General features: G+C 55.4%; 13 protein-coding genes and 1 pseudogene. 9 read left to right on the top strand and 5 right to left on the bottom strand.

Annotated elements, in window-relative coordinates:
- The 4 genes and pseudogenes from AC2FI8_RS17735 to AC2FI8_RS17720 all read left to right on the top strand — a co-directional run.
- A partial coding sequence (locus AC2FI8_RS17735; protein WP_496780427.1) for a tripartite tricarboxylate transporter permease occupies window positions 1-1202 on the top strand: 1202 nt, incomplete at its 5' end.
- A 3-nt stretch (window positions 1203-1205) separates the two neighbouring features.
- The gene (locus AC2FI8_RS17730; RefSeq protein WP_496780425.1) at window positions 1206-3014 is read left to right on the top strand and encodes a metallophosphoesterase family protein; all 1809 of its coding nucleotides are present in this window, start codon (window positions 1206-1208) and stop codon (window positions 3012-3014) included.
- 76 nt (window positions 3015-3090) lie between these two features.
- Window positions 3091-3363: pseudogene (locus tag AC2FI8_RS17725) on the top strand (sulfatase-like hydrolase/transferase); the annotation flags it as partial.
- Between the two features lie 50 nt (window positions 3364-3413).
- A complete protein-coding gene (locus AC2FI8_RS17720) occupies window positions 3414-3725 on the top strand; it encodes a hypothetical protein (protein ID WP_496780431.1) in 312 nt (103 codons plus the stop codon).
- A 98-nt stretch (window positions 3726-3823) separates the two neighbouring features.
- On the opposite strand, the gene AC2FI8_RS17715 is transcribed toward AC2FI8_RS17720, so the two are convergent.
- From AC2FI8_RS17715 to ugpB, 5 genes are all read right to left on the bottom strand, one after another.
- A complete protein-coding gene (locus AC2FI8_RS17715; protein ID WP_496780423.1) occupies window positions 3824-4768 on the bottom strand; it encodes a glycerophosphodiester phosphodiesterase family protein in 945 nt (314 codons plus the stop codon).
- On the bottom strand, window positions 4768-5823 hold the full coding sequence (gene ugpC / locus AC2FI8_RS17710) for a sn-glycerol-3-phosphate ABC transporter ATP-binding protein UgpC (RefSeq protein ID WP_496780421.1): 1056 nt from the start codon (window positions 5821-5823) through the stop codon (window positions 4768-4770). The genes AC2FI8_RS17715 and ugpC overlap by 1 nt, the downstream gene beginning before the upstream one ends.
- A 3-nt stretch (window positions 5824-5826) precedes the next feature.
- Window positions 5827-6663 carry a sn-glycerol-3-phosphate ABC transporter permease UgpE gene (gene ugpE, locus AC2FI8_RS17705; RefSeq protein WP_058274572.1) on the bottom strand — a complete coding sequence of 279 codons (837 nt, stop codon included), beginning with the start codon at window positions 6661-6663 and terminating at the stop codon, window positions 5827-5829.
- A 20-nt stretch (window positions 6664-6683) separates the two neighbouring features.
- Window positions 6684-7565, bottom strand: a complete 882-nt coding sequence (ugpA, locus tag AC2FI8_RS17700) for a sn-glycerol-3-phosphate ABC transporter permease UgpA (protein ID WP_058274560.1) — start codon at window positions 7563-7565, stop codon at window positions 6684-6686.
- Window positions 7566-7626: 61 nt separating this feature from the next.
- Complete coding sequence (gene ugpB / locus AC2FI8_RS17695) at window positions 7627-8937, bottom strand: sn-glycerol-3-phosphate ABC transporter substrate-binding protein UgpB (protein ID WP_496780419.1); 1311 nt, start codon at window positions 8935-8937, stop codon at window positions 7627-7629.
- A gap of 173 nt (window positions 8938-9110) precedes the next feature.
- Here ugpB and AC2FI8_RS17690 point away from each other — a divergent pair, with 173 nt between their 5' ends.
- From AC2FI8_RS17690 to AC2FI8_RS17670, 5 genes are all read left to right on the top strand, one after another.
- Entirely contained in the window at window positions 9111-10013 is a 903-nt protein-coding gene (locus AC2FI8_RS17690; RefSeq protein ID WP_496769218.1) for a LysR substrate-binding domain-containing protein, read from the top strand.
- 76 nt (window positions 10014-10089) lie between these two features.
- Entirely contained in the window at window positions 10090-11088 is a 999-nt protein-coding gene (iolG, locus tag AC2FI8_RS17685) for an inositol 2-dehydrogenase (RefSeq protein ID WP_496769220.1), read from the top strand.
- A gap of 136 nt (window positions 11089-11224) precedes the next feature.
- Entirely contained in the window at window positions 11225-12166 is a 942-nt protein-coding gene (locus AC2FI8_RS17680; RefSeq protein WP_058277254.1) for a sugar ABC transporter substrate-binding protein, read from the top strand.
- Window positions 12167-12247: 81 nt separating this feature from the next.
- Window positions 12248-13372: an ABC transporter permease gene (locus AC2FI8_RS17675; protein WP_058274556.1), complete on the top strand. Its 1125-nt coding sequence runs from the start codon at window positions 12248-12250 to the stop codon at window positions 13370-13372.
- Between the two features lies 1 nt (window position 13373).
- A complete protein-coding gene (locus AC2FI8_RS17670) occupies window positions 13374-14192 on the top strand; it encodes an ATP-binding cassette domain-containing protein (RefSeq protein ID WP_496769223.1) in 819 nt (272 codons plus the stop codon).
- Window positions 14193-14238: the final 46 nt, after the last annotated feature.

The following is a 14238-nucleotide window of genomic DNA, read 5'->3' as shown; positions in this document are numbered from 1 at the left end:
TTGGCAGTTACGATGAGCCAGAAACCCTCTCTTATCAAATCGACCTAAACTGTCCCATGGGCGCTGACGTCAGACAGTTTGCTGGCGTTCTGGCCAGCTTCGCGCTGCGGTTTGGTCCGCCAGAATTCTTCACGCTGATTGTCTTTTCTCTGACAATCATCGCCGGTGTATCAGGTCCCAGCCTGTCAAAAGGCATCGTATCCGCGTCGCTTGGCCTGATCTTGGCGACTGTCGGTCTGGATTTAATCTACGGCACGGAACGTTTCGTCTTTGGCGATTATCGTCTGATGAGCGGCCTGAGCTTTATTCCGGTTCTGATCGGTCTTTTTGCCTTGCCCGAAATCATCGACCGCGCGACGCGACGTGCGCGTCCGCCCGGAGCGTCCAAGCAGGAATTGGGCACCGGCGCGACCTTTGCCGAGTTCAAGCGTGTGCTGAAATCCGTTGTGCGCGGCAGTATCTTTGGTGTCATCCTGGGCGCAATTCCCGGGATCGGGGGTGCGCCAGCAGCGTTCCTGTCCTATTCCGAGGCGCGCCGGAACTCGAAGAACCCGGAAAACTTCGGTAAGGGCGAAATCGAGGGCATTGCCGCCGCTGAGGCGGGCAACAACGGGGTTGCCGGTGCAACCATGATCCCGTTGCTTGCGCTAGGTGTTCCGGGCGATGTGATTACGGCGGTTGTTCTGGGTGCGTTCATGATCCACGGCTTGCGCCCTGGTCCGCTGATGTTCGACCAGAACCTGCCGATGATTTACGCCTTGTTCATGGGCATCCTGCTCAGCTCGGCCTACCTGTTTGTGGTCGGCAAGGTGGCGATCAAGTTCTTCAGCCGGGTCGCTACGGTGCCGAACAGAATCCTGTACCCCATCGTTTTCGTATTGTGTGTCTACGGCGCCTATGCGGTGAACAACACATTGTTTGATGTTTTCATCATGTTGTCGATGGGGCTGGTCGGGTATCTGATGCTTAAGCTGGATGTTCCAGTGGCGCCCTTCCTTATTGCCTTTGTGTTGGGGCCGTTGCTTGAAGACAACTTCCGACAATCGCTTTTGATCTCTGATGGTGATCCGACGATCTTCTTCCGTAATGCGATCTGTATTGTCTTCTGGGGGCTGACTGCACTGTCGGTGTTTGTTCTGATCCGCAGTCGGATCGAGGCGGCACGCACTGGTAAGGCGTCAGTCTTGACCACAGGCGGCTGAGTGATGGCCATTCCACAAAAAACACATCATGGCGAGCGGGTTTTTTCGTTCGCCGTGATCTCTGATACACATGTCAATGTCGATGAAGACAGCTGCAATTCACCCTTCCCTGTAAACGCGCGCGCAAATCGCAGGTTCCGGCACGTGGTGTCCGACCTCAACCAACGTGACATCGACTTTGTTCTGCATCTGGGTGATCTGGTGCACCCCGTTCCCGAATCCGGACCGATATACAGTCAGGCCGCCGACGCATTTCGCAGGATAGCCTCGGACCTTTCGGTGCCGATTTATTTCACACCGGGAAACCACGATATCGGGGATACACCCGTATCGGGTGCCCCTGCCGCCCCGACCACGCCGCCGATGATCGCGGCCTGGACGCAGGAGTTCGGGCCGCAATACCAAAGCATTGTACATAAGGGCATCACATTTGTGATGTTCAATGCCCAACTGCTCAATTCGGGCCTGCCCGAGGAAGCAGAGCAACGCCAATGGGTTGAGACCACTTTGAAACAGACAACGGGGCGCATTGTCTTAGCCTATCATCACCCGGCCTATATCTGCACGCCAGATGAGGCTCCGCATTACGACAACACAGATCCTCCGGGCCGAGAGTGGCTGCTTGGATTGCTCAAGACGCACAAAGTGGATCTGATGTTCTGCGGTCATGCACATAACTTCTGGTATGACCGCGTGTTGGGGACTGACTATTACCTTGCCCCCGCAACCAGTTTTGTGCGGCAGGACTACAGTGAAATGCTGCGCGCTGCGCCGCCGGAAGGTACCGAGTATGGTCGGGATGACCGGGGAAAGCTTGGCTACTTTGTCGTTAATATCTACGAAAATGGGCATACGGTTCAGATCGTCAGAACGCAGGGGGCAGAGCAGGGGGCCGAACAAGAGGCTGCACTGGCATGTCCGGCAGGGCCAACCCCATTGGAAAACATGCGTCCATCCATCGGTTTCGACCTGCGGGCCAACTGGGCTGAAATCAGCGAAATCGCCCCGTCCGGCGGATTGGATGAGTTTGACCGCAAACTGGCCCGAAATGACTATCCGCTGCTGGCCCTGATTGAGATGGGTGTCCGCGATATCAGAGTACCCATGTCCGACATCCGACGCCCCGATCGCGTCGACAGGCTGCGGGCGCTGCATGGTTTGGGTATCCGCCCGACCTTGTTCAGCTTTGGTGCCCCGACGGAGGCCGATGTTGGGTTGGCCAAATCGTTGTACGGAGTCCTTACGGGTTGGGAGATCACCATCGATTGGGATAAGTATGAAGACTGTCTACCTGCAATTTCGGTTGCGCAGGCGTTCACTGGGCTGCCGATTCATCTGTCCCGGATGAGGTCCAAAGATGATCTGGCAGCTGGATCAGTGTACTACCATGTGATCAACCACGGTTTTTCCGCATCTGATACCGGTATGTTGGACACATTGGCCGCCCATCGGGACAAGGGGATATCGGGGGCTGTTTTCCGGCTTGGTTCTGATCAGGATGTGCCGTCGGGCTTGGCCGAGATCAATGCGGTCACATCGGCACGCGGTCTGCAGGCCTCCGTACATTTCAAATGCGGTGCCGCGAACCCGGCCGAACCTGCGACGGACCGGAAAAATCTGCTTGGACGTATCGAACAGGTGTTGGAGTTTGCTGAACGGCCCTCATCGACACGGGTGTTTTGCGATACGCTTGCGGATGTGGATCGTGGTTACTTCGCAAGAGTTGGCGCAATTGATCCCTGTGGCAATCCGACAGATGTATCCCGCCGCATTGCCGCCCACCACCAGATGCGGTCGCGTTCAGGACAATGACGGATCCGTTGAGAAGCATTTGAGCTGACCTTTGCGGGCCATGTGCGCAAATGAGCTATCCCTTTAGATCTCCGGTTTGAAATCTTCTTTGCTGTACGTCACAGGCACCCGAACAGGTCCGTCTGAGGCGCATAGCCTCACCGACGATACGCTGGTGATCTATACGTCCGATCATAGCATGGCGTTGGGTGAGCATGGCTTTTGGGGTCATGGCGAAGTTAGCTGGCCGTCACATACGCATTGCGAGGCCAACCACATCCCGATGATCATCAAATCATCGTACGCGCCGCGCCGAGGACAGGTTTGCGATCATCTGGTTGGGGAAACGGACATTACTGCCACGATGCTTTATTTGACAGGCGCTAGACTATTGGGGCGAGGGAAAGCCGCGCGCGTACGATGCGACCTCTGCTTGAACAGGATACGGCCGATTGGGCCGATGAGATTTTCATGGAGCAGGAGGAAACTCGCTCGATCCGAACCCGCCGATGGAACTTCATGCGCCGCATTCAGCCCACCTATTATGGGTTTGGACATACGCTCTATGATTTGGCGAATGACCCTGATGAACGTGTGAACGTGGCAGATGATCCGGAATATGCGTCTGTTGTGAAAGAGCTTTTTGCTCGGGCGGATCAGCAGCGGCGGACATATTCGGATCCGAAATGGGGCCTTTGGATTGGCCGGCACCGCAAATCGAATTCGACCTGATCTTTCCTATGGCGTGAGGTCTAGGGAGAGGATTGGACGCCCGTTTTTTATGTCGGGACAGGACGGTGCCGTTTGAATTCATGCAATGTCTGGCTGTCCTATAGCGCGGCATTCCAACTGATGCCGAAATCCGAAAGATGTCTTTGAACTCGTCCGGGATAATCCGACACGATTGAATCCACACCAAGATTGATCATCCTGTCTATGTCGTCGGGTTCATTGACGGTCCACACTGCAACACACAGGCCCAACGATTTTGCATGATCAACATTTTCTGCGGTCACATCTGCAAAGTACGGGCACCAAAGCCCACCACCCGCTTCCTTGACCAACTTTGGAATTTCATCGCGACGGCCACGAAAGTCCGGACAAACTGTTTTTGATGAGTCCTCGCCCACATCGGCTGCGTTCTCTGGAAGCTGCGTCAGGTACGAAGACGGCATATCGGGGGCCTGTCGCTGACATTCTTCCAATAGAGTCCAGTCAAAACTGTGCAGAACCGCACGCGACGACAATTTCTTGGCGCGAACGTCTTGAAGAACCCGCCCGACAAAATTCTCTCTGTAGGGCGTATCATGGGCCAGATCGGGATCTGACTTTAGTTCGAGCATCAGACAGGCATCGCTGTATTTTGGGTCATCGACCAATTCCAGCAGGTTCATCAGCGTTGGAACACGAACACCATCCATTTGGGCCTGGTCTGGAAAGCGACGACCATAAGCCGAATGCCCGTCCAACCGCCCGATGTCGAATTGCTGAATCTGTTCGACGGTCAACGAGGAAACCTTTGGCTCTTCTCCCACCAAAAATCGACCATTGGCGTCACGAAATGTCGGTGCGTGCAGTCGGTGGTTGTGGGTTATGACCGGAACGTCATCTGCCGTAAGCACGACGTCAAATTCCAGGAGCGGGACGCCGATGGACAGCGAAAAGTCAAAGCCGATCATGCTGTTTTCAGGCAGAACGCCGCGTGCGCCGCGATGACCCACAACCCGGATCAGGTTTTCACCGCCCCGAAAGGCTTCAACCTGTGGAAACGTCATCAGCCTTGCAGCCTTTCACCGGTGGAATGGTCAAACAGGTGCATATTCTCTGAGGCGACCGAAAACCGCATGTTCGGATGCTGGCCTTCGATTGGGTGAACACCCGGAAGGCTTATCGTAATCGCGCTGCCAGAGCCTATGAGTTGGCCATGCAATAGTGTGTTTGCCCCCAACGGTTCCGCAATCTGAATCGTAGCTTCCAGCGGACCGTTTTCATCCAACAACAGATGCTCTGGCCGTATGCCCAATTTTACCTCGATATCAGGCCCCTGGGATGCACCGATCTCAATTTCTCCGATCTTGATCATCCCGTTTTCACGTCGGGCATCAAACACATTCATCGCAGGGCTGCCAATAAACTGCGCTGCGAACAGAGTTCTGGGTGTTTCGTAAACTTCCAGTGGCGTTCCAATCTGCTCGGCGATACCGCCATTCATCACGATCATCCTGTCCGCCATTGTCATGGCCTCGACCTGGTCGTGCGTAACGTACAGGGAGGTGACTCCAAGCTTTTCCTGGAGCTCACGGATTTCCAGACGCATCTGAACACGCAGTTTGGCATCAAGGTTCGAGAGCGGCTCATCAAACAGGAAGACTGCTGGTTCGCGGACAATGGCACGGCCCATGGCCACTCTTTGGCGTTGACCGCCCGACAGTTGTCTGGGCTTACGATCCAGCAAAGGTTCCAACTGCAATAGCTTGGCCGCGTCTGTCACCTTTTGATCGATCTGATCTTTGGGAAGTCCGGCAATCTTCAGGCCGTAACCCATGTTCTGACGCACGGACATATGCGGGTAGAGCGCATAGTTCTGGAACACCATCGCGATGTCCCGATCCATAGGCTCTTTGTCGTTGGCCCGTTCCTCGCCGATCCGGATTTCCCCGGACGTAACCGTTTCCAGCCCTGCCACCATTCGCAGTAGCGTGGATTTACCGCAGCCCGAGGGGCCGACGATCACGATGAACTCTCCGTCTGCGATATTGACATCAATACCGTGGATCACATCCGTCGGGCCAAAACTCTTTTTGACGTTCTCTAGGGTTACTGTTGCCATTTCTTATTTCTCGCTATCGACAAGGCCGCGGACAAAGAGCTTTTGCATCGACACCACCACGATGACTGGCGGGATCATCGCCAGAATTGAGGTCGCCATGATTGTGGGCCAATGCGCAAAATCGTCACCCGATGGGAACATCTGTTTGATACCCATCACGATGGTGTTCATTTCTGGATCAGTGGTAATCAGCAGCGGCCAGAGGTATTGGTTCCAGCCGTAGATAAACAGGATCACAAACAGCGCCGCGATATTGGTTCGACTCATGGGCACTACAATGTCGATGAAGAACCGCATCGGTCGCGCGCCATCCACGCGGGCGGCTTCGGCCAGTTCATCAGGGATGGTCAGGAAGAACTGACGGAATAGAAACGTTGCCGTGGCGGAGGCAATCAGGGGAAAGATCAGACCGTAGTAACTGTTGAGCATGCCAAACCCGGCCACAACCTCGAAGGTTGGAACGATGCGCACCTCGACCGGCAGCATCAGGGTCAGGAAGATCAGCCAGAAAAACGTCGTGCGGCCTGGAAACTTGAAGTAGACAATCGCAAAAGCGGACAGCAGCGAGATGATGATTTTGCCCACCGCAATGCCAATTGCCATCACCAGGCTGTTGAACAGCATCGTCGCAACGGGCACGTTTACCCCTGAGAACAGCGCCGCTTTGTAGTTCACCCAGAACTGATCACCCGGTACCACGGGCATTGGTGGCGAGACGATGTCTGCCTGGGTCACGGTCGAAGCCACAAAGGCCAGCCAGATCGGGAAAAAGATGATCAAAACGCCTAGGATCATGAATGCATGGGTAAACCAGATGCCTACGCCGCGTTTTTCGACCATTCCGTGTTGTTGGGCTGCCATCAGTAATGCACCCTCTTTTCCACGTATTTGAACTGAATGACGGTCAGCAGGCCGACAACAATCAACAAGATGACAGATTGTGCCGATGATGACCCAAGATCCTGCCCAACAAACCCATCTGAGAAGACCTTGTAGACTAGGATCGTCGTCGCCTGTTGCGGGCCGCCGCCAGTGATAGTGTGGATCACCCCGAAGGTCTCAAAGAAGGCATAGACAACATTCACCACCAGCAGGAAGAATGCAGTCGGAGACAGCAGCGGCAGCACAATCGTGAAGAACCGGCGCCAGAAATGCGCGCCGTCAATCGCCGCCGCTTCGATGACCGAGCGGGGAACGGATTGCAGCGCTGCAAAGAAAAACAGGAAGTTATAGCTGATGCGGCCCCAAGCCGAGGCGACAACAACCAACCCCATAGCTTCAGTGTCGTTCAGGACATGGTTCCAGTCATAGCCAAGCTGGCTGAGATACCACGCCACCACGCCAACGCGTGTGTTAAACATGAACAGCCAAAGTACACCGGCCACAGCGGGGGCCACGGCATAGGGCCAGATCAGCAATGTGCGATAAACACCCGAACCTTTAATGAGCCTGTCCGCGATAACTGCCAGAAATAGCGCCGGAATCATTGAACAGAGCGTCACAAGCGTCGAAAACACGGCGGTTGTGACGAAAGATGCGCGATAATACTTGTCGCTCAGCAGGAACTCAAAGTTGCCAAGCCCCACAAACTGCGACGACAGACCGAACGGGTCGGGAATGAACAGGGACTGCCACACCGCCTGACCGGCGGGATAAAAGAAGAAGACGGCGGAAATGATGACCTGTGGGGCGATCAGCGCCAATGGCAATAGCCAGCCGCGAAAGGTGACGCGTTTTTCCATCCTGAAAGTCCACTGGAGAATGACTATGCGGGCCCGAGAAGGGCCCGCATGAAGTTATGACTTATTGATTGGCGGATTCGAAGCGGCGCAGCAGCGCGTCACCACGTTCCTTCGCGCTATCCATCGCTTCCTGAGCAGTTTTCTCACCGGCCCAGACGGCCTCAAGCTCTTCGTCGATGATACCGCGGATCTGGTCGAATGACCCCAGACGCAGACCTTTGGAATTCGCGGTCGGCTCTTTCGCGGTCATCTGGATCACAGCGATGTCGGTGCCGGGGTTTTCGTCATAAAAACCTGCCGCACGTGTCGCATCACCCGCTTCGGCCGTGATCGGAAGGTAGCCGGTGTTCTGATGCCAGGCCGATTGCACGTCGGACGATGACAGGAAGCTCAGGAACTCTCCGACGCCCTTGTACTCCTCAGGGTCATGACCTTCCATTACCCAAAGGGATGCGCCACCGATTATGGTGTTCTGCGGCTCACTTGTGACGGCTTCCCAGTAGGGCAGCGGGCGGACGTCAAAGTCGAATTCGGCCTCTGCCTTGATGCCCGCGTAACCTGCCGAACTTTCAGTGAACAATGCGCATTCGCCTGACCGGAAGTTCGCCCCGCCTTCGTTTCTGCGACCGGTGTAGATGAACTTGCCATCCTTGGCCCAGTCACCCATCGCGGTCAGGTGTGCCACCTGCGCTGGACCGTTCAGCATCAGCTCGGTATCCAGACCGGCAAACCCGTTGTCCTGAGACGCGAACGGAACGTCGTGATAGGCCGACATGTTTTCAAGATGGATCCAGCTTTGCCATGCGGTGACCAGCGGGCAGTCTTCGCCCCCGGCCTTGAGCTGTTCAAGTACGCCTCCAACCTTTTCCCACGTGGACAGATCCGTGTCTGGATCAACGCCCGCCGCTTCGAACGCGTCTCGGTTGACCCAAAGAACTGGCGTGGATGAGTTGAAGGGCAGCGAAAGCATGTCCCCGTCAGTGGTTGTATAGTATCCTTTGACGGCACCGATATACGCGTCGGGATCAAAAGACGCGCCACTTTCAGCCATCACTTCGTAGACGGGCCGGATCGCACCTTCGGCTGACATCATCGTTGCCGTGCCGACCTCGAATACCATCAGGATTTGCGGCTGCTCACCGGCGCGGAAGGCAGCGATCCCCGCGTTCAGGGTTTCCGAGTAGTTGCCCTTGTGGCTTTCAACCACAACATACTCGTCCTGACTGGCGTTGAATTCTTCCACTTGGGCTTTGACAAGCTCACCAAGGCGGCCGGTAAAGGCGTGCCAGAACTGGACCTCGGTTTGTGCCATTGCCGCCACTGGAGACAATGCAGTTGTTACGGCGAGAGCGCCGAGAAAATTCTTTTTCATGATTCCTCCCATGCATCAGGTTCGATGCTTCGTTGAATACCGACCGCAACGGGTAAACGGCACACATGACGATTTCACGACGTTAACGTTACAGAAATATAATTCAAGCCCAATTTACTGGATAAAAAAATAACATAGTGTTATGAGGCGAGGGCGGCAGATTGGGATCGGTAATGAGTCAAATTCTTAGGGTTCGGCAGTTAGAAGCCCTTATGGCTGTCACCACCAACGGCTCTGTCACGGCGGCAGCGGCTGACCTGGGGGTGAGCCAGCCAGCCGTCAGCAGGTTGCTTTCGGATCTTGAAAAGTCACTTGGGTTTCAGCTTTTCGATCGCCGCGAAGGCCGGTTGGTGCCGACGCAGGAAGTGCGGTATCTTTTGCCCAGCGTCGAGCGCGTTCTAGAACTGATGAGGCAAATTTCTGACGTCAGCCAGGACATCACACAGCGTAAAGCAGGGCACATCCGTGTTGCATGCTTGCCCGGATTTGCCACCAGCCATTTGCCCGACGTTGTCGCCAGATTCTTGAAAGATCGGCCCGGCGTAACCCTGACGATCGAACCTGACAGACCCGAGCGCATTCTCGAATGGATGATCGGCGAGCAGTATGATTTCGGGATCACAGACAGCTTTAACGGTCACCCCGCCGTCGAAAGCTGGGATATCGAGGTCCGGACGGTTTGTGTGTTCCCCACCGGAAGTGAATTGGAAAACCTCACCGAGGTTACTCCGGCGGACCTCGTGAATAGCAAAATTATCCACACGCGACGCGACAGCGACTTTTTTGGACGGCTCTCAAAAGCGTTTCAAAGTGCCAATGTGGAATTGAATTCCCATATTGAAGTCAGGCAGTTCACGGCGGCATGTGAATTGGCCGTGAAAGGCGTTGGCGTTTCCGTCGTGAGCGAACTGGACGCCGTCCAATACGCAGCCCACGGGTTAAGCTATCGACCGTTCAAGCCATTTCTGCCGCATACTCTTTCTCTTGTTCGACCAATTTTGAAGCAACCTTCACTGGTGACTCTGGAATTCATCGAACAGTTCCGAGACAGCCTTGAGCCTTTCAAGGCAGAATAGGGCGGTCGAAATTAAATGTTGCAACCGGTTGCAAAAATATTGATTGTGTCACCTGAGAATTGATTCGGGGGACCGTATGTTGAAGATCGGATTGCTGGGGGCCGGACGTATTGGTCGCGTGCATGCGGAAGCGATTTCGGCACACCCCAAAACCGAATTGACAGCTATTTCAGACGCGGTGAATGATGCCGCTGTAGGATTGGCTGCTGAGTACGGAGCCAGGGTGCAAAGCTCTGAGGAGATTATCGGTGATTCCACCATTGATGCGGTTCTGATCGCAACGCCTACCGATACGCATTCCGATCTGATCGAAGCGGCAACGCAGGCCGGCAAAGCGGTCCTGTGCGAAAAACCCGTCGATCTGAACCTTGAGCGAGCAAAAATTTGCCAAAAAGCCGCGGGCGCGACTGGTCAACCGGTCATGCTTGGCTTCAACCGTCGCTTCGACCCAAATTTCCAGACGCTGAAAGCCGCCTATGATGCGGGCGAGGTCGGTAAAGCTGAACTATTGTCCATTACGTCGTTTGATCCGGCGCCGCCTCCGGTAAGTTATGTCAAGGTATCAGGCGGGTTGTTCCGGGACATGATGATCCATGATTTTGATATGGCCAACTACCTGACGGGACAAATTCCTGTCACCATTTCAGCCGTGGGAACCTCGGTCGTCGATCCGGAAATAGGGCAGGCCGGTGACGTGGATACGGCTGTGGTAACAATGACTTACCTGGATGGAAGCCTCGCTGTTATCAAGAACTCGCGGCGGGCAGCATACGGGTATGATCAACGGGTCGAACTGCTAGGCTCAAAGGGCCTTTTGCAGGCGCATAATGTCCTTGAGAACTCAATTGTTAAATCAACGGCTGAAGGCGTGACCGGAGCGAAGCCAACATACTTCTTTCTTGAACGCTACATGGCCGCTTACCGCGCCGAATGGGATGCGTTTACGCGCGCCGTTCAGTCCGGCTTGGACGTGCCGGTAACACTTGAGGATGGTGTCGCGGCGTTGGCTATGGCCGAAGCCGCAACGCGCTCGGCGCAGTCCGAAAGGCCCGTTGCGATGGAGGAAGTTTTTTGAAACCGGTTGCAAAATGATCGGATATCCGGAAACTGAAGGAAGCCCGATCACCGATCGGAGCAGACGAGATTCGGTTTAGCCGAATGGCCGGGCGGACCCGGCACCAAGATTGAATTTTCTATTGGGAGGAATGGAAATGAAAAAAATCGTAAAAGGTGTGCTGATGGCCAGCGCAGTCGCATTTGCCGGCGCCACAGGCGTTGCGGCGGAAGGCGAGAAATATATTCTGGTCAGCCATGCTCCGGACAGTGACAGCTGGTGGAACACCATCAAGAACGGTATTGCCCTGGCGGGCGATCAGATGGGTGTTGAGGTTGAATATCGCAACCCGCCCACCGGTGACCTTGCCGACATGGCGCGGATTATCGATCAAGCCGCCGCTTCGGGACCCAATGGTATCATCACCACGCTTGCCGACCCGGACATTCTGGAAGGTCCGATCAAAGCCGCCGTGGATTCCGGTATCGACGTCATCATCATGAACACCGGCACGCCGGAAAAGGCGCGCGAAGTTGGTGCGCTGATGTATGTCGGACAGCCGGAATATGACGCTGGATTGGCTGCTGGCCAGCGCGCCAAAGGCGATGGCATCAGCTCGTTCCTGTGCGTGAACCACTACATCGTGCAGCCATCCAGCCAAGAACGCTGTCAGGGCTTTGCAGACGGTCTGGGCATCGAACTGGGCGAGCAGATGATCGACGCAGGACAAGATCCGGCCGAGATCAAGAACCGCGTTCTGGCATACCTGTCGGCAAACCCCGACACTGACGCCGTTTTGACACTTGGCCCGACTTCGGCTGACCCGACCATTCTGGCACTGGAAGAAAATGGCATGGCCGGTGACATCTACTTCGGCACCTTCGATCTGGGTGGCGAAATCGTCAAAGGCATCAAAAGCGGCGTGATCCAGTGGGGCATCGACCAACAGCCTTTCCTGCAGGCCTACCTGCCAGTTGTCGTGATGACAAACTACCACCGTTACGGCGTTCTGCCGGGCAACAACATCAACTCTGGCCCCGGTTTTGTGACCGCTGACGGGTTGGAAAAGATCGAAGAGTTCGCGGGCGAATACCGCTGATCTTCAAGACGGTGCGGACGCATGACGTGTGTCCGCACCACCTGATGTAAGCATTCAGACGAACGCGCCAAGGAGGCAACAATGGCTGAGTCAGCGCAATCCGCAGTCGGTGGTGACGAGCGGGTAAAAGAGATATCACCTCTACGCCAGGCCCTGATACGCCCCGAATTGGGCGGAATGGTTGGCACAGTCGCGGTATTCACGTTTTTCCTGCTGTTCGCTTTTGACAGCGGCATGTTCACCAGCCAGGGCGTGATGAACTGGTCCGTGGTTTCCGCGCAGTTCATGATTATCGCAGTTGGTGCCTGTTTGCTTATGATCGCGGGGGAGTTTGACCTTTCCGTCGGCTCCATGATCGGGTTCGCAGGCATGATGATCGCGATTTTCTCGGTTACTCTTAGCTGGCCGGTCTGGATTGCCATCATGGTGACCTTTGTACTTTGCGTCTCAATTGGGGCGCTGAACGGCTTTATCGTCGTGCGCACCGGATTGCCCAGCTTTATCGTGACACTGGCCTTCCTGTTTATTCTGCGTGGTTTTACCATTTTTCTGCCGCAAACAATCGAGCGGAAAACAATCATTGGCGGCATTCGGGATGTAGCCGAGGGCGATTGGCTGGCATCGGTGTTTGGCGGCAAGATAGGGCAGGGCTTTTTCGTCTGGTTGGGTGATAATGACCTAATCGGAACTTTTGAACGCGGCACGCGCGAGGGTCAGCCGGTGGTTGACGGTATCCCCATGCTGATTATTTGGGCCATCGCGCTTATCATCTTCGGCCATGTGCTTCTGACCAAAACAAAGTTTGGCAACTGGATCTTCGCCTCTGGCGGTGACGCTGAGGCCGCGCGAAACTCGGGCGTTCCGGTGAACAGAGTCAAAGTTCTGATGTTCATGTTCACCGCCTTCTGCGCGACGGTTTTTGCGACCTGTCAGGTGATGGAATTCGGTTCCGCCGGTGCGGATCGCGGGTTGCTGAAGGAATTCGAGGCCATCATCGCCGTGGTGATTGGCGGCGCGCTGTTGACCGGCGGATACGGCTCGGTTTTGGGTGCGGCCCTTGGGGCGCTGATCTTTGGCGTGGTGCAGCAGGGGCTGTTCTTTGCCGGGGTCGAAAGCTCTCTGTTCCGGGTGTTCCTGGGTGTGATCCTGCTGGGTGCCGTGATCCTGAACACCTACATTCGTCGCATCATCACAGGAGAACGCTGAGATGACCGAAGATTCAAAATTCCACCACGGTGATGCACAGGACAAAAAGCCGATCATCCAGATGATCGACATCCAAAAGCACTTCGGTTCCGTAATTGCTTTGGCTGGGGTCAGCTTTGATCTGAAGCCAGGGGAGTGTCACTGTCTGCTAGGCGACAATGGTGCGGGTAAATCGACCTTCATCAAGACAATGTCCGGGGTCCACAAGCCGACAGCAGGTGAGATCATCTTCGAAGACAAACCTATGCACTTCGAGGACCCGCGCGATGCCATTGAAGCTGGTATCGCAACCGTGCACCAGCATTTGGCGATGATCCCGCTGATGAGTGTCAGCCGGAACTTCTTCATGGGCAACGAACCCACGCGCAAAGTCGCTGGGATGAGCTTCTTCGATAAGAAGCTGGCCGACGAAATCACCATGGAAGAGATGCGCAAGATGGGCATCAACCTGCGTGGGCCAGATCAGGCCGTCGGCACTTTGTCCGGGGGCGAACGTCAGACGGTTGCGATTGCACGGGCCGTGCATTTCGGTGCCAAAATCCTGATTTTGGACGAACCGACATCGGCACTGGGTGTGCGTCAGACATCAAACGTTCTGGCGACCATCGACAAAGTACGCAGCCAGGGTGTGGGGGTTGTTTTCATCAGCCACAACGTGCGTCACGCGCTGGCTGTGGGCGATCGCTTTACCGTGTTGAACCGTGGCCAAACACTGGGCACCGCAAAACGCGGCGAAATCTCGCCCGAAGAACTACAGGACCTGATGGCAGGTGGTCAGGAACTGGCCCAGCTGGAAGGGTCTTTGGGCGGAACGGTCTGACGCGGTCCCGCGCAGACCCAGCATTCGAAAACTGGTATTCAACGGA

The sequence above is a fragment of the Ruegeria sp. CDSB029 genome (assembly GCF_059611125.1).
Note: the sequence above shows the minus strand (reverse complement) of the source record. Positions and strands in the feature narration are given on the sequence as shown.